A 22,436-nucleotide genomic window follows, 5' to 3' on the forward strand; every position below is an offset into this window, starting at 1 on the left:
GCCATCGACGCCTTCATCGCCTGCGTCACCCACGGCATGATCCTTGAAGTCTTCACCCCTGCCGAAACCTCCAAACTCCTCTACGCCGCCCAGACCGCCATCGGCTCCCGCCGCGCCCGCACCGAAGCCCTCCGCGCCCAATCCAAATCCCAACAACCCACCCCCACCCCCACCCCCACCCCCTCCCTCTCGGCTGACTCCGCTGCCCCTTTGCCCCTCTGCACCTCTGTCCCTGCTCCACCCCCCCACCCCCTCCCTCCTCTGAGAATGGAGGCGGCGAAGCCGCAACTGGCCCCACCGCAGGTGGCCGCACCGCAGCCGGCCGCGGTTGGCAGCACCACAGCCACCCCCCACCCTCCTCTGAGAATGGAGGCGGCGAAGCCGCAGTTGGCCCCACCGCAGGTGGCGCAGGTGGTGGCGGCGCCTCGAAAGCCCTCCACAACTCCTCCGCTCATCAATCGAAAAGAGATAGACCGCATTCTGGAACAGCTCTACAGCGGCATTCTCCCCGGAGAATCCCGAAAATCAGCACCCCCCACCCCCTCCCGTCTCTGAGGACGCAGGCGGCGAAGCCGCAGGTGGCGCAGGTGCTCCCCACCCCCTCCCTCCTCTGAGAATGGAGGCGGCGAAGCCGCAGTTGGCCCCACCGCAGGTGGCGCGGTTGGCCCCACCGCAGGTGGCGCAGGTGGCGCAGGTGGCGAAGCTCCCGGAGAGGAAAGCGCGCACGCCTCTCCCGCTATGATGGAACGAGACCTGCGCATCGCCGGCCCACCCCGCATTCGATGAAGAACAAACTCGCCATCGCGTTCTTTGCCCTCCTGCTCCTCCTCGGATTCGTTAGCTGGAACGTCTGGTACGCGGTCTACGAGCCGGTCACCCCCACCCCCTCCCTGGTCGAGCTCGGTCGTCAGCAGCTCCACAACCAGCTTCAGCAATCCGTCTCCCGCGAAACTGAAATCGAGAAGCAGGACTGGGACTCCGTCACCCTCCTGCGCAGCCTCATTGAAGCCCACCAGCACCGCATCGATCAGCTCAAGGACAACTCCCAGGCAGGCGAAATCCTCGCCCACGACCGCGTCGCCATCGCACGCATCGAGAAGCGTATCGCCGACCTTAAGGCCCAGCAGGCCCAGCAGGCACAACAGGCCGACTCGTCTGCAGTCGAGTCGGACCAAACCAGTCCAAATCCCCCAGCCAATTCCAGACCTGCCCCGCCAACAGCAAAGCCGGCCCGGAAGGCGCAGTCTCCCGCATCTCCCAAACCGGCTCCATCACCACCACAAACTCACTAGGTCCACTCACCACAAAATTAACAGTGCGGGTGCCCCGTCCTGGCTCTGCCGGGGCGGGAGGGACGCCTCGTTCGCACTAGAGCCCCAGCTCCGCGGCGAGCGCAATTTCAGGTGCTCACTCGTCGATCTTGAAAATCTTGATCTGCACCAGCCTGGCGATGGTCAGATCATGAAACCCGCGTGCCTGCATCGTCCTGACAAAATCCGGCGTCACGTGAAAGATCCTCATCTGGATCAATTCGTCCATGCTCGGTTGTAGCCCCAAAGCCCGAATCTGGCGCACTTCCTCCGCATTCACACCTTGCACCTTCATGCCCACAAGCTTGTCGGCGTCGGGTGTCTCGTAGCCCAGAGCGGTGATTGCCGCCACGTATCCGGCGTCCACCCGGAAGATCTTCAGCGCAATCAGGTTATCGATAGTCAGCCCGCTCACCTTCGCGTTCTTCAGCGACTCCACCCAACTCGTCTTGATATCGAACAGGGTATAAGCCTCGAGCTTGTCCGTATCCAATCCGCTGAAGCCCAACTGCCCCATCCGCCCCACAAACGCTTCGTTGGGAGTGAACGTCGCTTTCCCTTCCAGCGCGCCGCCATGCACCGTGCCCGCGCACGTGAACGTGCCCGCCTCGGCCTTCATCTCTGCGGTCAACTGCGCCCCGTCGCGCGCCAGGTCCGCCAGCGTCATGCCCGTGATCCGGCTCGCCATGTCGTCATTGGAGAAGTTCCCGCAGTGCTGATCGCTTTCACATCCTTCATCTCCCATGCGCAACCGCAGCGAGCCCGCCTTATCGCCCGTCGTAATCGAGCACCAGGAGTGGTGCGGATCCAGCCTCAGCGCACTCGCCGGCACACTCATCCAAGTCACCGCAATCGCCCCGATAACCCATCCCCGTAAAGACATACGTCCTCCCTCGCGCCCTTTGAGGCGCATCTCGCACCAGTCTCGCTGTCAACATTTCCCTGCCGTTGTCCCGCGGCGCAGCCGCAATTGGCCGCATCGCGGGTGCCCGCAGGTGCCTACTTCTCGTCGTCCAGGATGCCCGAGATCCTGATCTGCACCAGCTTCTTCATGGTCAGGTCTTTGAAACCATGCGCCTTCGCTGATGCGATGAACGCCCCATCCACGTTGAAGATCTTGCTTTGAACCAGTTCGTCTGCCGTGATGCCTGGAAACTGCTGCAGCACGGACTTGGCATACTCCGGCGTCACGCCCTGCACCCGCATCGCCAGCAGCTTTTTCGAATCCATGTCGGTGAACCCGGCGGCCTTCATCCCTGCCACAAACTCGGGCGTCAGGTTGAAGATCTGATAGGAAACTGCATCCTGGAACGACTTCACTTCCAGTCCCTGCCGCTTGAGCTCCGCAATTCTCTCCGGCGAAACGCCCTGGATCTTGCACGCAAGCAGGTCATCGGCCGAGGGCTTGCCCAGGCCGACTTGTGACATCGCCCGCGCGTACTCCGGCGTCACGTTCTGGATCTTCATCGCAATCAGCTTGTCCAGATCCACATCGTAGCCAGCAGCCTTCATGCCATCGATGTAGGTTCCATGCGATCCGGTTCCGCTCCCGGTTTGGGCCGACGCTGGTGCGCTCGCCTCATCCGTGTTCTCGTCGCTTGCCGCCGGCCGCCGCTCCGGCGCCGGCTTCGAGCTTCCATTCGCGGTTTGCGCCACGGCAGCCACCGGGCTCGCCATTACCGAAGCCGCCGCACTGGCAGGTGCCTTCGCCACATCCTCCACCGCCCGTCCAAGGGTCGCCACTGCCGGCGCCATATGCGGGCTCAGGCTGGCAATCACCTGCGGAGCAGAAACCAGCAGCACGAGCGCTCCGGCCAGCACCGCCGCCAGCGAGAAGCGCCGCTCGCCCGGCCTCGCAATCGCGCTCTGGTCGCCCAGAATCCGCGCGATCCTCCGCCGCAGCGTTTGCCGTCCCTGGTTGCCATCCAGTGCCATGGCCAGATGCAACTGCCGGGACCGCTGCTCTTCCAGATGGAAAAGCGCGCTCGCGTACACCACCGGATTGGGGCAAACGTCCAGCGCCAGGTCATCGCAGCACAACTCGCGCTCCTGCCGTACCCGTCCGCTGATCCACCACACCACGGGATGAAAGAAGAAAAGCGTCTCCACCACCGTCTGCAGCAGGTTCCACATGAAGTCGGCGCGCCGCACATGCGCCAGTTCGTGCGCCAGCACTACCTCAAGCTCTTCCGGCCCCAGTCCCGTCACCGCTGACATGGGCAGCAACACCACTGTCTTCACCGCACCCACCGTTACTGGTCCGGCTATCGCATCGGACACCCGCAACAGCACTTCCCGCTTCAAACCCAGCGCCCCCACAAGCCGCGTAAACCGCTCCTGCACATCCGCCGGCGCCTGATTGCGCGCAGCCCGCGTGCGCAGCCTGCGGATCATCCACAACCCGCCCACGTTGCGGAACGCCAAACCGCATACGCCCAGCAGCCACGCGGCATCGATCCACAGCAGATAAGGCGGCATGCGCTCCACCATTTCCTGGCCGGCCGCAAACGTAATTGCCGCCGGCGCGCGCCCCGGCGCCACGCTGCGCGGAAAGTCGCCCATCGACACCAGTGCCGTGCCGGTGCTCTGCGTCTCCCCGCGCGGCGCTATTTGCCACGCAAATGTCAGCACCGCTGCAACCAGCATCGCCAACAACGCTGAAAGCGCAACCGCATACCGCACATGGCTTGACCGGTACGCCGTTATCCGCGCGGCCACGCCGTACACCGCCGCAATTACTGCCGCCTGCCAGCAGAAATGAATCAATGTCCAGGCAATTGCCTGCGTCGCGTGGCTCATGGCCGCTCCTTTCCGTTTTTCCCGGAATGCCCGTTGTTTCGCTTGCTCTCGATCAGTATTCGAATCTCTTCCAACTCACTGGCGCTCGCCGGCTCCATCGCCAGCGCATGCATGGCCAACTGCGCAGCCGATCCGGCAAACAGCCGCATACTCAAATCCTTGAGAATCTTGCTCTGCATCTCGTCCTGGCTGATGACAGAGCGATACACATGCGCGCGGTTCGCCTCGTCGCGCGTCACAAGGCCCTTGGCCGTCATGATCTGCATCAGCTTCAGAGTGGTGGTGTAGCCGGATTCACGCTCCTGATTCAGAGCCTCGTGAATCTCCCTCACCGTAGCCGGCTCAGTCGCCCACAAAATCCTCAGCAATTCGAGTTCAGCTTCCGTGGGCCTGGGTAATGTCTGCGTCGTTCCCGTCATGCTCCGAACGTTATACGAAGTTCTTCGTAGTTGTCAACGAAATTCTTCGTAGTTCGTGACTGGCTGTTTGTGTCGCAGACGCATGAAAGGGCCGCGACATCGCGCGGCCCTTTCATGCGGATCGGCAGTCCCGGGGACAGGATCGCCATCCGAATCCCGTACTAGCTCGCCCGCTGAAGCGTGACTTCCGGTTCCCCTGGCTTCGCCGTTTCCTGAAATCCCATTGCCCGGAACGCATGCCGCAGCACATCTGCCTGCATCTGCTGCACGGGGCCGGGAGAAATGATCGTCAGGCCGCCAAGTATGTCGGCCAGATCGAGATACGCGCGCCGATTGATATAGATAAAATCCAGTGGATACTCCGGCTTCCGAGCCCGCGCCGCCTTCGGATCGGCATCGAGCACGTAACTGATGTCCGGCCTTGGCACAATCTTCATCAGCATTTTCACCCATGCGCGAACGAATGGGCTGCGGAGTTTCAGGTTGGCGAACTGGTCGTAAATATAGCGGTCGAAAATAATGAAGTCCGCGTCGCCCGCAAGAGCCCTTTTCACGTTGCGGCGCGTCGAAAACGCATCCAGCGTGTACAAGCCGAAGCGCACACATGTCATCGGCCACGACTGCACATTCTTGTCGCGGCGATTCACCGGGGCCTCGGGGCTGCCCACACCCTTCTCGCCTTTGAAGATCTTGTGACCCGCACCCTCGCGAACCTGCGTGAGACACGCAATATTATCCCAGAACGTGATCGTCTTCACGCGCAGCCCTTGCGCTTCAACCCAGCTTCGCAGCGCTGCAATCTGAGTGCTCTTCCCCGCGCCATCCACACCGGAGAAACTCACAAACCGTTTATGAGAGCTCATGCTTTATTCATCATCCTTCTACTGAGACTTGTCACGAACTAAACTGCGGATCTGTCGCGCCACGCGCGGAACACCTTGGTTACGGGCGGCTCGGGCTGCTCTTGGAGAGACCGACCACCGCACCCACCGCGGCAGCACCGCCCACGATCAGGCCCACGCGAATCAGGATGGCCTTCACGTGCTTCTGCTTCGCTGGAGCAATCGCTGCGCCCGAAGGCCGCGATCCAGCCACGCCGCTCGGCTTGGCATAGGGACCAGCCGCCGTGCCCACCGGCTGCTGCACATTCTGCGCCGGAGGATCCTGCGAACGGGTTGCAAATCCAGGCTCTGCTTGCTGCCCATTCTGCTGCGGCGCCGGCTCAGGCGCCTGCGGAGCATCCGCCCCCGGCTTGGCGGTATCCTGCGCCGTATTGCTCTGCGCCGGCGCTTGCTGCTGCTGTGCAGCCTGCTGTTCCTGCACAGGCAGCATCTCTGCTTCACTCATTTGCGCGGCAACCAGCAACACCAGCGCGGCTGCAACCTGTTTGCTGAATCTGAGAACCAAGACGTTTTTCATGTCCTGTACTCGCTCCTTTCCCGGGCCCAGGATTGTAAAGGCCGCCTGGAGAACTACGCGGCATTCTCGGCGGGAACAGCAGCCGTGACGCCCACGAAAGGCGGAATCGACACGGCACGCCGATGGAAACTCTCAACTGCCTGCTCACTGGTTTCAAACGTCCGGAACAGCCGCTCGACGCCCATGCTGCGCAGGCTTTCCTTTGCCTCCGCCGACACTCCCGCCAGCCGTACGTCGCCATTCCGCTTCATCGCCTCTTCCAGGCAGCACAACAGCAGGTGAACGCTCGAGACATCCATCTCGCGCAGGTGAGAGCAATTCAAAACAAGCGCGGGCCGCTCCACGTTCATGGCCGTTCGCAGGCCGGCGAACAGCGCGCGCTCGTTCTTACTGTCCAGCTTCTCCGGCAGGTCTTTCACCGTTACCGTCTTCAATCGACCCGTCATGGCTTTTCGATTCCCTCTTGTTCTATTTTTTGTACGAACTCCCTGGCGGCAACTAACTTGCATCGCGCAGAACACGCGCCAGCTCCGACTCCGGATTTCTCACCGCATGCGACAAAACGTTGCGCCCGTAGCGGAACAGCGTCACGAGATTGCTGTTGTACCAGCAACATTCCATCATGCGCGGCGAGAACCCGCAAAGAAAGCGCAGTTTATTCAGGGGTGAATGTGCGGCCAGCATGGCTGCCGTCAGTCGATGGTTCCCGTCCAGCACCGTCACTGGCTCGTTTTCACTCACGCCGATCAAAATCACTGCTGCAAAATTTGCTGCCCCCTCCCGGAAGCACTCGCTCATCGCGTTGATCTTCTTCACAAACGATTCTTCCAGCAGATGTTTCCGCGTGCGCATTCCCTCAGCCACCTCGATGGCTGAGAAGCTTCCACGCGCCACCTTGCGCCACTGTGCGCGCGGAAAGATGCGGATGTTCTCCAGATCCGAGTCGCTTACCTCAACCTCATACCATTCGGTGTCGGCAGGCAATTCCTTCCACAACGCAAGATGCCGGATAAACAAGAGCGCGCGGCGCTTGGAATTCTCCTCCGCATCCCCGAAATTGGGATTACCCACCAATTCCTGCATCGATTGGTAGTTCTGGAACTCCGCGCAATGGAAGTCGCTCCTGAGAAACTCCGCAATCACCTCGTCTTCTGAAACCCGCCGAATCAACCGGAAAGGTCGATCGCTCGGACCATGCGCCAGATCCGCAGGCCCGCTCAGCGAGTTCCACAAGAAGGGCACCGCAACCAGCACGAACAAGCAAACCATAAGCGCCAGCTGCACCAGAACTACTTCCCGAAGATTCGAATGGAAGAAGCAGATTGCTGCAATCAAAACGCCGCTGAACGCGAGTTGCACGTAGCTGGTGTTCGCTATCTTGTAGGACATCTCGAACGTGATGATTACCGCGCCCAGAGAGTAGATCACGGTTGCAAACGCATATAGCGCCAGCAGGTAAGAGATGCTGTACCGGCCCGACGCCTGGAACTCGGCGCCGAACAGGTGTGTCCATAGCGAATTAGGCGCGATGCACAGACCGATAGCGATGGTCATGCCCGTTCCCAGGACCAGCATCAGAGATGTTGCGATAACACGCAGATCGCGGCGTGCTTCTTCGCCTCCGCCCGCTACCAGCGGGAACGTAGAGTTGACCACAGCCTGCGACAGAGCGAAAATCACGCGTCCCACCATGGCCACGGCCGCGTACAGTCCGGCTTCCTTGGCCGCGAAGTAGTGGTTCACCATCACGATGCCGCAATTGTTGATCAGCATCTGCCCGGCGAAGAATACCGCCGACTGCAGCGTCTCGCGCAGCACATACGAGCGCTTCAGCGGGCTCGCCATGTGCCCGGAGGTCTTCACCCGCACCGCAAAATAGGCCACGGCGATGGCAGCGGAGTTGGCGATAATCACTCCGTGCACGCCCATGCCCATCAGGATCAGCGCCAGCGAGCCGACCAGCCTCACCGCCTGCTCCAGCACCATGTTCACGGCCAGCGCGCGGAATCCGCATGTGCCCTGGATATAGCCGCGGCGTGTGCCCAGCGGCACATAGAAAGCCGCGCCGATTGCAATGAGAGCCACCAGGCTCACGTCCGGCAGATTTAGATAAGCCGCCACCGGATTTTCGAACGCCACCAGGATCAGCGCCACAATGATGCCGCAGGCCCAGGCACCTCGATGGAAGAACCGATACACCGCCGATCTGCCTTCAATCGTCGGTTGTTGCGCCACCACCTTGGTGGACACGATCTGGAAAGCCAGCGTGACCGCCGACAGAAGCGTCAGGATTGTGTAAACAACGGTAGCGTGACCAAAACCTTTAGGACCAAGGAAACGAGCTATAGCAATGTTGTAGGCGAGGTTAATCGCCATGGTGAGCCCAGAACCGGATAGCAGAACGACACTTCCGGAGATAATGCGGGCCTGAAGCGATTGCGGCTTTTGGGTGACGGAATTCACCACTCTACTTCACTCCAGTGAGACGGGTAAGATGGGATCAGAGGCAAGAAAAAATTAATTTTCGGCAACAGGTATTCAGATGCGTACTTCGGAACCATGGCTGCTCCACGGTCAGGAATTCACCCACCCTGCAACCTCAGGCAGCGCACACCGCTTCTAACTAAACACCGATGTTGCGACTGAGTTCTGCTGCCCTCTTTCTTCTGCTCTCATTCCATGGATGCGCTGCCCACAACCCGGCGCAGATCCAAGCGCTGAAATACAAGGCAGTTGGCCCCGTTCCGCAGGTCCTCGCCGTGTATGAGGCGTGGTTCGGGCACCCCAGCCACATCAACGTCGGCTACTCGTCGCACGATGCCTCTGTGGTGTCGCGCCAGATGAAGGAAGCCAAATCCATGGGCATCTCCGCCTTTGTGGTCGACTGGTACGGCGACCGCGAGCCATTCATCGATAAGAGCTACGAAATCATGCAGTCGCAGGCGGAGAAGAACCATTTTCAGATCGCGATGATGTACGACGAAAGCAACGATGAGGACGGCGCCACCGACGAGGCCATCGCCGATCTCACCATGTTCCATGAGACCTACCTGTTGCCGAAGTCACCCGGCCACCAGGCCTATCTCACGTATCAGGGCCGCCCCGTCATTTTCGTGTTTCCAAAGGGCAATCACACTGACTGGGATAAGGTGCGCTCGGCAGTCAGCCAGTGGAACCCCGCGCCGATCCTTATCCAGGAGAACCTCCCAGGAAAGTACCCTAATGCGTTCGATGGCTACTATGCATGGATCAATCCTGGCAAGGCTGGGTGGACTGCCGACGGCAGCAACTGGGGCCAGCAGTACCTTGACGACTTCTATCGCACCATGGGTTCCAAGTACGCTGACAAGATCGTCGTGGGCGGCGCCTGGGCCCAGTTCAATGACAGCAAAGCATCGTGGAGCCTGAATCGCCATATCTCCGCGCGCTGCGGCCAAACCTACCGCGACACCTTCGACTACTGGCGCAAAGTGTTTCCCAACGACCCGCCGCCCTTTGTCATCGTGGAAACCTGGAACGATCACGAGGAAGGAACGGATGTCGAGGGCGGCATCCCCAACTGCAACAAGAACGGCTCCGGGAGCCCGCTCTCTCCCGCCGCCGCAGTCACAACACCTGCACAGCAGGCCGCGCCCGCTGCCAAGAACTGAATCCGCTTCGCATCCTTGTCCTTGCTTTTTTTCGTCATTCCCGCCAGGGAATCTGCTGGTCCATTCCGCATCTCGCCGCTGCAGCTCGCTGCCCTGTATCGAGCTCTGCGTCCCGTCGCCTATAGTGGTGTTTCACAGGGACATGCTCCTCGCCACTCTCGGCACACTCACCATCCTCGGAGTCATGGCCGCCATCCTCAGCAAGAGGGTGTCGCCGATGGTCGCCCTGATCGCGTTTCCTGTGGCCGCATCTCTGTGCGCCGGCTTCGGCCTGCAAACAGGCAAATTCATGCTCTCCGGAATCGAAGCAATTTCCGGCGTCATTGGCATGTTCGTTTTTGCCATCCTTTTCTTTGGTGTAATGACCGATGCGGGCATGCTGCGGCCCTTTATCACGTGGCTTCTGCGCACGGTGGGCCGGAGGCCCTCGCGCATTGTCCCGGGCACGGCGTTGCTGGCTCTCCTTGTGCACCTTGATGGCTCCGGCGCCGTCACGTTCCTCGTTACAGTGCCTGCCGTGCTGCCGCTTTACGAAGAACTCGGCATCGATCGCCGCATTCTGGCCTGTGTGGCCTCCATGGCCGCGGGCGTCAACTTCCTTCCCTGGACCGGCCCTGTCCTGCGCTCCTCTGCCGCCCTGCACATGCCGATTTCCAGCATCTTTGTGCCGATGATTGCAGTCCAGGTAGTCGGGCTTATTTTCGTTTTCACCGCTGCTGTTCTGCTGGGCCGACGCGAAGAACGCCGGCTACAAACCACTACGTCTGTCACGCCGAAAATCGTAGAGACCGAGCAGGAACTGCCGCGTTTCTTCGCCTTCAACGTCCTGCTCACGATCATCGTGCTCGGCGTGATGATCAGCGGTAAAGCCGACCCTGTGATCGTGTTCATGCTGGGCACCATCATCGCCCTCATGGTCAATTTTCGTGATCTGAAATCGCAGCAGGAGCGCATCACCGCGCACGCACCGGCGGCCATCCTCATGGCCAGTATCCTGTTCGCTGCAGGCGGATTCACGGGGATCATGAAGGGCACTGGCATGATCACCGCGATGGCGTCCACCGTCGTTCAGCATCTTCCGCAGCACGGCCTCCGCATGATGCCGCTCGCGCTCGGCATTCTCTCCATGCCGCTCAGCCTCTTCTTTGATCCTGACTCGTTTTACTTCGGCGTTCTCCCTGTGCTGGCGGGAGCCGGCGCCCACGCAGGCATCCAGCCCATCACCATGGCACAGGCAGCGCTGCTTGGCTTGCACACCACCGGGTTCCCGGTGAGCCCGCTGACGCCCGCAACCTATCTCGTTGTCGGTCTGTCTGGCATTAGCCTGGCGCAGCACCAGCGTTACACCATTCCATTCCTCTTCGGCGCATCCCTGCTGATGACGGCCGCTGCTGTAGCGTTGCGCATCCTGCCGCTCTGACCGCGAGGAGATCCCGGAAGTCGGATAAAACAAAGGCGCGGCCCAGTGGACCGCGCCTTTGATTAGAAGAAACTGGCGCTGAAGTGCGCCGGTTGCTAAGCAGCTCTGGTGACCTCGTCCCGATACTGCTCGGCCGAGAGCGCGTACGCTTCGCCAACCGTGCCGTAGCCGCCGGGCATCGCGAGCATCCCCACCTGGCTCGGGATCATCACCTGAGAACGATGCACATGGCTGATGAGCGACAACGGGCGGTTCCGCACTTCGTCATACACGCGCCCGATGTACTCGCCGAGGATCCCGATGGAGAGCAGCAGTATTCCGCCCATGAAGAACACCGAGGCCGCAATTCCGAACGCCGCAGTTACGACAGGCGCGGTCGGCAGCACCATACAAAGCACCAGCAGCATCGCGACGCTCGTGGAGAAACCCATGAGCGCGAAGCTGAGCCGCAGCGGCTTGTAGCTGAAGCTGGTGATGGCGTCCATCGCATACTTGATGCGGCTGATGAACGACAGCTTGCCTTCGCCTCCAAGCCGATCGTTGCGGTCGTAATAGACGACGGAGTTCTTATAGCCAACCCAGGCGCGCAGGCCGGGGAGATAGCGGTTCTTCTCGCGCATGGCCAGAACCGAATCCAGCGCCTTGCGATCCATGAGGCTGAAAATACCGGCATTCAGAGGAATCGGGTAGTCGGCCAGCGCGCCCAGCACGCGGTAGAACATCGGGAAGAGGAAGGCGAGGAGCCTGCGGCTCTCCTGGCGGCTGCGGCGCACGCCGACCACCACCTCGGCGCCCTCGCGCCAGGCGTCAATGAGCTGAGGCAGAACTTCCGGAGGATCCTGGAAGTCGCCGTCCATCAAAATGATGGCGCGGCCACGCGCGGTTTGGAGACCAGCCGAGATCGCACCCATGTGCCCCCAATTACGGGAGAGCTCCACGACCACGACGTGTGAATCTACGGCCTGCAGCCCTTTCAGAAGTTCAAGTGAGGAATCGGTCGAACCGTCGTTCACGTAGACGACTTCCCAGTCATCAACCACGCCCTTAAGAGCGCCGGCGACCGCCTCGTGGAAACGAACGACGAGTTCTTCCTCGTTGTAGATGGGGACAACTACAGAGACCATAATCCAAACTCCTTGAATTCTTATTTTGCGTGCGAATGCACTTTCTTGTCGTTCTATGGTGCTAAGGGCCTCGTTTGATTCTTACTCGGCCGCTGCCTGCAGGACCCGTACCCGCCACCGGACTTCCGTTGGGGTCATCACCACGACGTACCGGGCATGCACCGGCTGCGTGGCCACCACCTTGTCCTTATCGCTTACCTGCACGTCGTACTCGACGTTATCGACCAGCTCGACGGAAAGTCCTTCGGGCGAGTAAAAAACAACCTGGATATCGTGCGACCGATCCTGATAACTCGTCTTCATCCCCAGTTTCGCCTGCTGCTGTATCGTCTCTGTGAGCTTCTGCTTCGCGGTTCCCACGAAATCGCGATCCAGCGCGTCCGGACGGTTTTGTTCAAGCGCAGCTTTCAGGCTCTGCCATGATTCGATGTAATTTTTGACCACCGCGTTTGCAGTTTGTTCAGCAAGATTTCGCGGACCCTGCAAATTTATGGGCTGCACGTGCACGACGGCCTGCGCCAACGCGCCAGCAGACCCGACGCTAAGTACTGTAGAAAGAACGAGAACCGACCTCAGCATCGCTCATCTCCCCCAGTGAATCTGGTTGCCGAGCACCACTCCGCTGGCCACCGAAATATTTGCACCGGGATAGGCCGGCATCTCCACTTTGGCCACTCCGCGCTTCAACGGGACGTCTACGGTGGTCTGGCCCCCGCCGTAGGTCGCCGTGAACGTCACAATGGTTCCGTCGGGAACGGCGTTGCCGCTGCAGTCCTTTACCGGCTCCGTTTCCAGAGTGATCTTTTTCCCTGAAGGCTTGGCGGTCATACGCAGACTGCATGGGTCCCCGGGCACCTGCCCTATGATCCGGGTGGTCGAAACGTCGGCAGCCTTCGCGACAAAATGCGCTGCTCCTTCTTTCGCAGACGAGTCCATCGCGATCCACGCTGCGCCATTTTTGGACTGCTCTGTGCGGCTCGCGCTCGCGCCAGACGGGGTAGTCAGGCTGAAGGATATCTGTGTCGGCTCCGTCACCAGATTCTTGTACGAGTCAAACACGTACACCGCACCCGTTATCCCATTATGCAATCCCACCGCCAGCCGCGAGGGCCTTGCGAGGAAATTGAGCTCCGACACCTTGGCGGGCGTGACCTCGAGCGAGGCCACGTCGTTTGGCGCTGTCGAAACAAACACTGTGTATCGGCCGGCGTTGTACAGCATCCCCTCAGGAATGGAGATGGCGGCACCAAGCTGCACTTCCCGCCTCATCACCTGTTGCGGACCGACGATGTACAACGTCGCCTGACCGCCGCCGGTGCTTTCAATGGAGAAGGCGCTACCCGCCTGCACCGTCTTCGGCACGGTGAGGCCGCCCTGGGCAAATGCGGTCGCACCCGCCAGCAGCGCCAGCGCGCCTGAAAGCGCTGTCAAACTGCGCTTCACGCCGCACCTCCCATGCTATACGTCGAAACGACAGTCCGCTGGCTCGTAATCTTACGTGCCAGATCCTCGGGAATGTGGATGTTGAACGGCACTGGCGTCTGGGGCAGCAGCGCGTGATCCACGTATTGATCGGCGACCCATACCAAGTTGCCGTCCTTGTCATAGAACGTGCCGAGCACGTGTGCGATATTCGCAATCTGGCCGCTCTGGTTCACCACTTCGCCTGTGAGTGAAGCATCGGGTGCGGGGTTCAGCTTTTCGTTCTGGATCTCGATCACCGGATCTGCCGATGCTGGAATGAGTTGCGAGAACGGATGCATATCCACGCTGCCGACGCTGGAGAGATTCACCTCTGGAAACTTGATCAAGAACGGCGTGACCGCTTTTGGGAGCAGCAGATGCGAAATTTTGTCGAAGCTGCCTTCGTTCGCAATCGGCTGCTTGTTCTTGTTCAGCACCGTCGCATTCACCGCGACGTATGCGGGCACCACATCCTCGTTCAGGAGTTCGCCCATGATGACGAGTCCATCCGCGCGCTGAACCGGATGCATGTCGATGATGCGCACGTGCGGAGCGTCTACGTCCTGCGAGCCCCAGTCATCCCCGGCGCCGCGATAGATCACGTCCCAGCGCAGGTAATTCACCGGAATCACCTGCGGCGGCAATGCAGGCTCCTTGGTTACGGGCCATTGCACCTGCCAGTTTCCGCCGTTGCGCACCGCGTGCACGTCCCGCGTCTGCACCGCATCCCCAACCACTGTCGCCCAGTGCAGCTTCACCTGGTACTCGGCATCGCTGTCACTCTCATGCAGAGGCCGGGTCTCCACCTTCTCCAGGTGCGCATAGGTGCGCAGATTGGGATAGGCGCCCGTCAAATCGTGCATGAAATCTGTTTGCGTAAACTGAGCCTTGTTGGCCAGGCTGTCATACGCCTTCTGCCACGATTGCGATCGGATATCCTCGGTCAGATTCTGAAGCGCCGCCGCCGGCGTGCCGCTGGACCGGACCAGGTGCTTGTCCGGCGCGTAAACCTGCGCCGCCTTCACCGGCCACAGAGTACCCCAAACCACAAAGAGCACCGTAGCCGCACCAAGTAGAACTGCAAGTAAACGTCCGCTCTTCACGAAGCCAACCTCCCGGGCACAAGCCGTTCCTTTTCGGGGTAATCTTCCTCGGCGACTTCCTCTTCGCGCCTGCTCGGGATCAGCATCACCAAGATTGCGAGAATGCTGCTGCCGAAGGGCAGAATGCCCCACATCAAGCCCTGCCAGTGCGGCGGCATCTGGGGTGCATTGACGGGCTGGAACGGCGGCACGCCATCTTTGCCCCAGATAATAATGGTGTTGTCTTCCAGCCGATCCACCGGCCGCCAGCCCGCAAAAACCAGTAGTGGATCGTAGTAGCTATCGCGCACAATCACCCACTTAAGCCCGTAGTGATCGGCATGATTCAGCATCGCTCGTAAAGCATCGAGACCGTTCTCACCGAAGTACTTTGAAGCGGTGAGCATACCGGCGCCGTACTTCGTCAGTTCTGGCAGCAATCGGCCGGAGTTCCATTCACCGTCTTCGCTGGGCGCGTTGGTCTCCATCGCCAGCCGCGAAATCTTGTTGCCGAAGCCGAGAGTGATGTAGCTGTACCTGTCGTGCCCGTCGCGATTGAGCCACTGCGCGACGCTGTCAACCTTGATGTCTTCTGCGTCGGCCGGGTGATACGTCGTCCATCCCACAGCCATCGCGCAGGTATAGGCGGCTAAGACCGCGAGCGTCGCCGCGCCCTTCATGCGGAAGCGATCGATGACCTCAACCGCCAGAAGGCCAACAAACGGGAGCGCCAGCAGGGATGCCCAGTAGGTGAAACGCTCCATCGTCAGCACTTCAAACGCGCGGCCCAGGAGAATGCGCCCAACCGGCGTAGTGCCGCCCAGGCCGATGAGGAACGCCACCCAAAAGCCGAAGAACAAAGGACGTAGCCGCGTTGTTGACGCGCCGCGCAGGAAGATGAATGGCAGCGCCAGGATCAACGCACCATATGGAACGACAAAGTAGTTCAATCCATATATGGGCGTCAGGATATAGTTGGCGCGGCTGGGGTGCGGAATCGGCGCCTGCGTGACGGGATAGTGAATCAGCGCGATCCAGAACGGCAGAATCACAATCGCAACAGCAGCTCCCACCAGCGCCACGATCGTGCCCGTGCGAACCAGAATACTGCCCGTCGACGCGGCGTCGCCTTCGCGGCGATCGACAAACGCCAGCGCAACAACCGGCAGCGCGAAGAAGAAAGATCCGAACAGCAGCGTGGCGTGGTGCGCAGCCGCGGCGGTCGCAAACAACACCAGCGCCTTGAGAAGCGCGCTTCCTCGTCCGTGCCGGATCCACTCATACAGGAACGGCAGGGCATTCAAATAGATAGGCGCGGCTGACGTGGTGCCCAGCTGCCCCGCGTTGTAAACCAGGAAAGCTTCAGTTCCCACGAACACGCTAGCCAGGGCGGCGAACGACGCCGCGCGCGGACTCACCCAGAGCAGCGCGAATCGGTACACGCCCACAACCAGCAGCAGAATCGAAATCAACTGTACCGCCATGTAGGCCAGGTCCAGCCCGAAAATGTGGGAGAAGATGGCCACCCATTGCTGCGGAAGCGGCGGATAGGTCGCTTGGGAGAAACCTGCGTACCACTTCGTGTTCCACGGGTCGAACCAGTGGTGAACATAGTGGGAAGCGAAGAAGATATGGAAATTCGTGTCGTACGACTTCAACGGCAACTTCATCAGCAGCAGCGGCAGATGCACTGCAACGGCCGCCATCAAGATGAGGCTGATTGGGATCGGCCGTTGAGACGGCGTGAGCGACTCAGAGTTCTTCACCATAAGCCTCGTTGAAAGAGCCAATCGTTCGAAATCCCCCAGGATCTGCTCTTTCAGATTTGCGTCGCGCCGAACCCCGCCACCCAGAACAGGCCAGAAAAGCCATTGGTTTGAGAAAGGAGGATATTCGGACGCGCAAGTTCTTCGATTCATAGATTGCGCCATGTGGTTGCTTTCAGGTTTGTTGCCGCTGCAATCTGCGTCGGAAATCGCCAGAATCGATCCTCAAGCCAACATAGTGAGCAGATTTCGAATCCAAGTAGACAACGCGGGTCCGTCCCATTCTGCCTGGGGTCTTTTCAAAGCCAAAATGAAAGCTACTATTGCACCATTTAAGATCGCCCTTTTTTGGGCTCTGCTTGGATCAGCCTGCACGATTGGCGCGCAGACGTTTCAGGTGGGCCCTGACGCGTCTCCGTCGCAAAGCCCTCAAGCGAAGAAGGACCAGAATCAAGCCCAATCGCTCGGATGGGGTACTAACCTGGCGAACGCTCGAATTGGTCGGGCCGCTGAACAGGCCCTGCAACGCGGCGACAAAGCGCAGGCGCTCAACTACTCTCGTCAGGCTGTGAAAGCCGCTCCCAACGATGCCCAGCTATGGTTCCTGCTTGGCTACGCCGCACGCCTGAACAATCGCTTTTCTGAGTCTGAGAATGCCTATAAGCGCGGGCTGAGCATAAGCCCTTCCGCGCTGGGAGGCCAATCCGGACTGGCACAGGTCTACAGCCAGATGGGGCGCCCGAGCGATGCTGAAAAGCTTCTGAAGCAGGTGATCAGCGCCGATCCGCGCCGCCGCGATGATGTGCTGCTCCTGGGCGAACTGCACATGCGCTCCAAAGACTATGAGGGCGCCCTCGACTGGCTCATGCGCGCCGAGCGCCTCAAAGCGGACGCTCGTTCTGAAGTGCTGCTGGCTATTTCGTATCAGCAACTGAAACGCATGGACCAGGCCAATCGTTATCTCGAGATGGCCCGCCATCGCGACCCCAACAATCCCGACGTGGAGCGCTCGCTGGCCAGCTACTATCGCGAGGTCGGCAAGTATGAGGACGCCATCAAGGCGCTGCAGTCCATCAAGAATCCGCGCCCCGACATCCTCGGGGAACTCGGCTACACGTATCAACTTGCCGGGAAGGTGACGGAGTCCGCGAAGATTTACGCCAAAGCCGCCAGCGCGGCGCCCAAGGACATCAATCTGCAGCTTTCAGCGGCCCAGGCGCAGGTTGCCGCCGGTGCGCCGGAAGATGCAGATCAGTTTCTCAACCGCGCCGCCTCCATTGAGGCCGACAACTACCGGCTGCACGCCATTCGCGGCAACATTGCGCATATTCAGGATCGCAATGACGATGCCATCAAGGAATACCAGGCTGCGATTGCCCACCTGCCCGCCACTCCGGGCGAAGGCCCTCTCTACGGCGTGCAGTTGCATGTCGAGCTGATGCAACTCTACAAAGGCACTGGCGATGACAACGCCGCCGGCCGCGAACTCGCGACCGCGCAGCAGCAGATCAATGCCATCAACGAGCAGGGCGCCGGGCGCGATGCCTTCCTGCGCGTTCGTGCCGTCATCAAGCTTGCCGCAGGCGACACAGAGGGTGCACTGGCCGACGTGCGCGAAGCTCTCGCGCTTAACGGCAGCAACCGCGATGACCTCCAGCTCAGCGGCGACATCCTCATGAAGATGGGGCGCACCGAGGAAGCCATCACTTCCTATAAGCGCGTGCTCGATATCGAACCGAAGAATCGCTTTGCGCTCATCTCTCTGGGCTATGCGTCGCGCGCGGCCAACCGGCCTGATGATGCCGAGAAGTATTTCAAGCGGCTTGCCCAGGTCGATCCCACTTCGTACGTGCCTTACCTCGCCCTTGGTGACCTCGACACCTCGCGGCGTCAATTCACCTCTGCGCAGGCCAACTACAGCAAGGCCTATGCAATCGCGCCGAAGCGTTCCGCAGTTGTGGCCGGCGCTCTGAACGCGTCGATTGAGGCGCACAACCTGAACCTCGCAGACGAATGGGCGAAGCGCGTCACCGATCCGATGAACCGTGATCCCCAGGTGCTGCGCGAGCGCGAGCGCTACTACAGCTTCAAAGGCGATTACGCACAGTCCGCACAGGTCGGCGAACAGGCCATCAAGGCGCTTCCGCATGATCGCGACGTTGTGGTCTATCTCGGCTATGACTACCTGCGCCTCAATCGTTGGGAAGACCTGCTCAAGCTGGCCAACGACAACACTCCAAATTTTCCCAAGGAGCCCGATCTTCCTCTGCTCGCCGGCTATGTGCACAAGCACAACGGGCAGAGTGAACAGGCGCGTCAAGACTTCACTGAAGCCCTCAACCGCGATCCCGAGGTGGTAACGGCGTACGTCAATCGTGGCTACATGCTGAACGACCTGCATCAGCCAAGGGCCGCGGCCGACGATTTCGAGAATGCCATCAAGCGCGATCCCAAAGACGGTGAGGCGCACCTCGGTCTCGCTTACTCCTACCTCGATCTGAGCAAGTCCTCTGGCGCGCTGAAGCAAGCCGACCTGGCCGAGCAGACCATGGGCGATTTCAAGGAAGTGCACGTCATTCGCGCCGTAGCTTACGGCCGCGAAGACATGCTGAAGAAGGCTGTGGAGGAATACCAGGCGGCGCTCAAGTTCGATCCCAACGACGGCCGCCTGCATCTCGGCCTGGGGAATGCGTACTTTTCAGAGCGTAAGTACCACTCAGCCGTGGATGAACTCAATATCGCCGCCAAGTTTTCGCCGGACGACGCCAACATCTATGCGATGATGGCTCGCGCCTACGCCAATCTCGATGACCACGATCAGACCGTGAAGAATGCGGAGATTGCGGAGCGCCTGGCCAAGAACGCTCCCATTCCCGACAACGACATCCAGGAGCCGCTGCAGAGCAGCATCTACGTCTCCACCGGCCAAGCCTTCAGCACCATTGGAGAAGAGAAGGCCGCCATGTCTCGCTTCACACGAGCTCTCGAGGTGCCCAAGGCCAATCGCGTGAGCGTGCGTCTTGCCATTGCGCATCTCATGGCTGAGCAGGGTCATGAAGACGATGCTCAGCGCCAGGTTGCGCTCGGGCTCATGGAAGCCGGCGCCGGTGAAACCAAGGCTGCTTCAGGCCCGCAGTTCGTGCAGGTGGCTGACGTATTCCGCAGCATGCACGAGTACGACCTGTCACAGAAATACCTGGAGCGTGCCAAGATGGCCGGGGCTCCGGATCCTCAGGTGCGCATCGGCATGGCCAACAATTATCTCGCGATTGGCGACACCCCGCGCGCCAAAGCCGAACTGGCAGCCGTCAACACCACGACCGGCGGCGAAGCCAATTATCAGTTCCTGCTTGCGCAGGCCAACGTCTTTCGTCAGGAGCACCAGTCGGCTCAGGCACTGACCTCCTTTGCGCAGGCGTCGAACGCAGAGGGCGAAGATCAGTCAGCGCAGCAGGGCCTTTTGCAAACCGGCGGAGAAGAAGGCTGGCGCATTACGCCCAACGTCAGCATGTTGTCTGACATTGCAGTGGGCCCGATTTTCGAAGACTCCACTGTCTACGTTCTGGATTCCAAGCTCGATGCAACCACGCCCGTGACGCCCGGCGACACGAGCCTGCTGCCTCCTCCGCGCTCCTCGATTCAGTCGCAATGGACCAATGCTTTCCACCTGCACTTCGGACAGGCCCCCACGGCGACCGGTTTCTTCCAGGTGCGTAACGCGCGCGGCCAGATCTCCGTCCCAGCAACCAATTCCGTGGTGAACCGCAACACCACGGATTACACGCTTAACTTCGGGATCGATCCCACCTTCCGTCTGGGCACCAACGTCATCACCCTTAACAGTGGAGTGCAGACCAGCATCCGCCGCGACACCGAGTCCCCGAAAGAGATGAACCAGAACCTGTTCCGCGTCTTCACGTACGTGAACACTGGGTCCTTCTTCAACGCGGTGTCGGTCAGCGGCTATGTGATTCACGAATCGGGTCCGTTCATTGACAGCAACCTCAGCTCACGCCTGTTCACAGCTGCAGTCGACTTCCGTGTCGGCTCGCCGTGGGGCAAGACTGCGCTCCTTACCGGATGGGGCCAAAGCAAGCAGACCTTCTCCCCGCGTAATTACGAAAACTACTTCACTTCCAGCTACATCGGTGGCGAGCGCCGCTTCGGCGAGCACCTCGATGTCCGCGCCATGCTCGAATTCCTTCGTGCCTATCGCGTGGTCGACACCAACTCCGCCATCGCCCAGAATCTACGTCCAGCCGCGTGGATCAACTATGGCTTCAAGCGCAACTGGAATCTGCAGTTCAACAGCGCCTATTCAAGCCCCCGCAGCTTCCATGACTATGACGCGATTCAGAACGGGTTCTCGGTCTCATATGCCGTTCCCGTCCGCCGTCGCTTTACTGATGAGGGTGGACCCGTGACGCTTGCCTATCCCATCCGGTTCACGGGCGGTGTGCAGAGTGAAACCTTCTTCAACTTCCCAAATGGCCACGGCAATCAGCTCAGGCCCTATATCGGCATCACAATATTCTGAGGCGGATGACCCCATGAAGATTTGCCTGGTAGGCACTTTCCCCCCCAGCGGACGCCAGTTAAACGAATACTCATTTCACCTTGCGCGGGAACTACGCCGCCACGAGGACGTCGGGCTCACCATCCTCTCTGACGAATTGACGGAATGCGAATTCGCAACGGACGAAAACGGCAATCCGCTCAAGATTGAAGATCAGAGCGAGTTGCCGGGATTCGACGTTGTTCGCTGCTGGAAGTTCGGCAGCATGACCAATCCGGTACGCCTGCTCAAGGAAATCCGCCGCATCAACCCTGACATTGTGTGGTTCAATCTCGTGTTCTCGAGCTTCGCCACACCGGAAAATCCGGTGGCTGCCTTCGCTGGTTTGTCGGCGCCCGCACTTGTGCGCGCCGCCGGCTACTTTACCCACATCACGCTGCACCATATTCTCGAGCACGTTGACTTCGCAGCGGCCGGCGTCAAGCGCGAGCGCCTCTTCCGCGTCGGAACGGAACTCGCCACCAAGGCCCTGCTCAAGGCAAACTCCGTCTCGGTTCTGCTGCCTGGCTATCATCAAACCTTGCTGGAAAAATACGGGGCGGACAATGTTCTGCTCGGCACACACGGTACCTTTGCCACCGCGGCGACTCCGCCCGACTTCAGCAAGCGGGGCAATCCTGGCAAGCGCATCCTCGCGATAGGCCATTGGGGCACCTACAAGCGCCTCGAAACGCTTATGGAGGCATTCCCGAAGGTGCTTGAGAAAGCTCCTGACGCGCGCCTCGTGATCGCGGGGGCCAATCATCATCAACGTCCGGGCTATTGGGAATCGATCCGCGCTGCGCAACCGAAGCATTTGCCCATCGACTTCAAGGGATACGTCGCGGAAGAAGACATCCCCGAACTCTACCAGAGCACTTCCGTCCTGGTGCTGCCTTACGACTCCGCTACGGGGTCGAGCGGACCGGCGCACCAAGCCTGCGAATATGGCGTTCCGATTGTCAGCGCCGACCTTCCTGACTTCCGCGGCATGGCCCACGATGAAGACATGGCCATACGCTTTTACGAGCGGGGCAACGCCGACGACCTTGCGGACCAGCTCTGCGCCATCCTATTGTCCCCTGAACTTGAGCATGAGATGGCTGAACACAACTTTGCCGCCGGCGTGGATATGACCATAACCAACGTCGTGAACAATTATCTGCGCTGGTTTCGGCTTAACAAGGCCAAGCGCGACATTCGCGCATCAGGCCTTCTGCCTGCGCGTGCTCCCTTTCGCATGGACCCCGCAGGTTCCGCCGCACGGCCGGCTCAAATGCATCTCCAGCCCGCCCTCGTTGCAGAACACGCGGAACAAACAGACGGGGTCTCGAGTCGAACCACTGCCTGATACGTCGTTTTCTTCGGCCACCGTCTGCCTTCCGATGCAGCTTGAAGCGCCGGAAGGCATCCGTGTGTCTGCTCGGC

At 60.2% G+C, this 22,436-nt stretch carries 17 protein-coding genes and 1 pseudogene; 6 read left to right on the top strand and 12 right to left on the bottom strand.

Translation table 11 applies throughout. The features are described 5' to 3' along the window. Both VGL22_RS12725 and VGL22_RS12730 read left to right on the top strand, forming a co-directional pair. Positions 1-555 (top strand): annotated as a pseudogene (locus tag VGL22_RS12725) (hypothetical protein); the annotation flags it as partial. Positions 556-782: 227 nt separating this feature from the next. Then, entirely contained in the window at positions 783-1,292 is a 510-nt protein-coding gene (locus VGL22_RS12730) for a hypothetical protein (protein ID WP_465267308.1), read from the top strand. 115 nt (positions 1,293-1,407) lie between these two features. On the opposite strand, the gene VGL22_RS12735 is transcribed toward VGL22_RS12730, so the two are convergent. The 7 genes from VGL22_RS12735 to VGL22_RS12765 all read right to left on the bottom strand — a co-directional run bounded on the left by VGL22_RS12735 (position 1,408) and on the right by VGL22_RS12765 (position 8,410). Next, the gene (locus VGL22_RS12735) at positions 1,408-2,193 is read right to left on the bottom strand and encodes a hypothetical protein (RefSeq protein WP_465267309.1); all 786 of its coding nucleotides are present in this window, start codon (positions 2,191-2,193) and stop codon (positions 1,408-1,410) included. Positions 2,194-2,309: 116 nt separating this feature from the next. Beyond that, positions 2,310-4,109: a M56 family metallopeptidase gene (locus VGL22_RS12740; protein ID WP_465267310.1), complete on the bottom strand. Its 1,800-nt coding sequence runs from the start codon at positions 4,107-4,109 to the stop codon at positions 2,310-2,312. After that, positions 4,106-4,528, bottom strand: coding sequence for a BlaI/MecI/CopY family transcriptional regulator (locus VGL22_RS12745; RefSeq protein WP_465267311.1), 423 nt, complete (start codon positions 4,526-4,528; stop codon positions 4,106-4,108). The genes VGL22_RS12740 and VGL22_RS12745 overlap by 4 nt, the downstream gene beginning before the upstream one ends. A gap of 161 nt (positions 4,529-4,689) precedes the next feature. Continuing rightward, on the bottom strand, positions 4,690-5,391 hold the full coding sequence (locus tag VGL22_RS12750) for a nucleoside/nucleotide kinase family protein (protein WP_465267312.1): 702 nt from the start codon (positions 5,389-5,391) through the stop codon (positions 4,690-4,692). 79 nt (positions 5,392-5,470) lie between these two features. Then, positions 5,471-5,947, bottom strand: coding sequence for a hypothetical protein (locus VGL22_RS12755; RefSeq protein ID WP_465267313.1), 477 nt, complete (start codon positions 5,945-5,947; stop codon positions 5,471-5,473). A 53-nt stretch (positions 5,948-6,000) separates the two neighbouring features. Beyond that, complete coding sequence (locus VGL22_RS12760) at positions 6,001-6,393, bottom strand: STAS domain-containing protein (RefSeq protein WP_465267314.1); 393 nt, start codon at positions 6,391-6,393, stop codon at positions 6,001-6,003. Positions 6,394-6,445: 52 nt separating this feature from the next. Continuing rightward, the gene (locus VGL22_RS12765; RefSeq protein ID WP_465267315.1) at positions 6,446-8,410 is read right to left on the bottom strand and encodes a lipopolysaccharide biosynthesis protein; all 1,965 of its coding nucleotides are present in this window, start codon (positions 8,408-8,410) and stop codon (positions 6,446-6,448) included. A gap of 170 nt (positions 8,411-8,580) precedes the next feature. Here VGL22_RS12765 and VGL22_RS12770 point away from each other — a divergent pair, with 170 nt between their 5' ends. Together VGL22_RS12770 and VGL22_RS12775 are read left to right on the top strand one after the other, a co-directional pair. After that, entirely contained in the window at positions 8,581-9,597 is a 1,017-nt protein-coding gene (locus VGL22_RS12770; RefSeq protein WP_465267316.1) for a glycoside hydrolase family 71/99 protein, read from the top strand. A gap of 142 nt (positions 9,598-9,739) precedes the next feature. Next, the gene (locus VGL22_RS12775) at positions 9,740-11,017 is read left to right on the top strand and encodes a CitMHS family transporter (protein WP_465267317.1); all 1,278 of its coding nucleotides are present in this window, start codon (positions 9,740-9,742) and stop codon (positions 11,015-11,017) included. Positions 11,018-11,112: 95 nt separating this feature from the next. Here the strand turns inward: VGL22_RS12775 and VGL22_RS12780 are convergent, their stop codons facing one another. The 5 genes from VGL22_RS12780 to VGL22_RS12800 form a co-directional block, all read right to left on the bottom strand. After that, entirely contained in the window at positions 11,113-12,141 is a 1,029-nt protein-coding gene (locus tag VGL22_RS12780; RefSeq protein WP_465267318.1) for a glycosyltransferase family 2 protein, read from the bottom strand. Between the two features lie 81 nt (positions 12,142-12,222). Next, positions 12,223-12,720 (bottom strand): hypothetical protein, encoded by a 498-nt coding sequence (locus tag VGL22_RS12785; protein ID WP_465267319.1) that lies wholly within the window; start codon positions 12,718-12,720, stop codon positions 12,223-12,225. Between the two features lie 3 nt (positions 12,721-12,723). Continuing rightward, positions 12,724-13,584, bottom strand: coding sequence for a hypothetical protein (locus tag VGL22_RS12790; protein ID WP_465267320.1), 861 nt, complete (start codon positions 13,582-13,584; stop codon positions 12,724-12,726). Next, the gene (locus VGL22_RS12795) at positions 13,581-14,708 is read right to left on the bottom strand and encodes a hypothetical protein (protein ID WP_465267321.1); all 1,128 of its coding nucleotides are present in this window, start codon (positions 14,706-14,708) and stop codon (positions 13,581-13,583) included. The genes VGL22_RS12790 and VGL22_RS12795 overlap by 4 nt, the downstream gene beginning before the upstream one ends. Further along, positions 14,705-16,393, bottom strand: a complete 1,689-nt coding sequence (locus VGL22_RS12800; protein WP_465267322.1) for a hypothetical protein — start codon at positions 16,391-16,393, stop codon at positions 14,705-14,707. Before VGL22_RS12800 ends, VGL22_RS12795 begins: the two co-directional genes overlap by 4 nt. A 370-nt stretch (positions 16,394-16,763) precedes the next feature. Here VGL22_RS12800 and VGL22_RS12805 point away from each other — a divergent pair, with 370 nt between their 5' ends. Next, entirely contained in the window at positions 16,764-20,990 is a 4,227-nt protein-coding gene (locus VGL22_RS12805) for a tetratricopeptide repeat protein (protein ID WP_465267323.1), read from the top strand. A gap of 13 nt (positions 20,991-21,003) precedes the next feature. Beyond that, on the top strand, positions 21,004-22,359 hold the full coding sequence (locus tag VGL22_RS12810; RefSeq protein ID WP_465267324.1) for a glycosyltransferase: 1,356 nt from the start codon (positions 21,004-21,006) through the stop codon (positions 22,357-22,359). Positions 22,360-22,436: the final 77 nt, after the last annotated feature.

This window comes from Occallatibacter sp., from assembly GCF_036502485.1.
Classification (GTDB): Bacteria; Acidobacteriota; Terriglobia; order Terriglobales; family Acidobacteriaceae; genus Telmatobacter.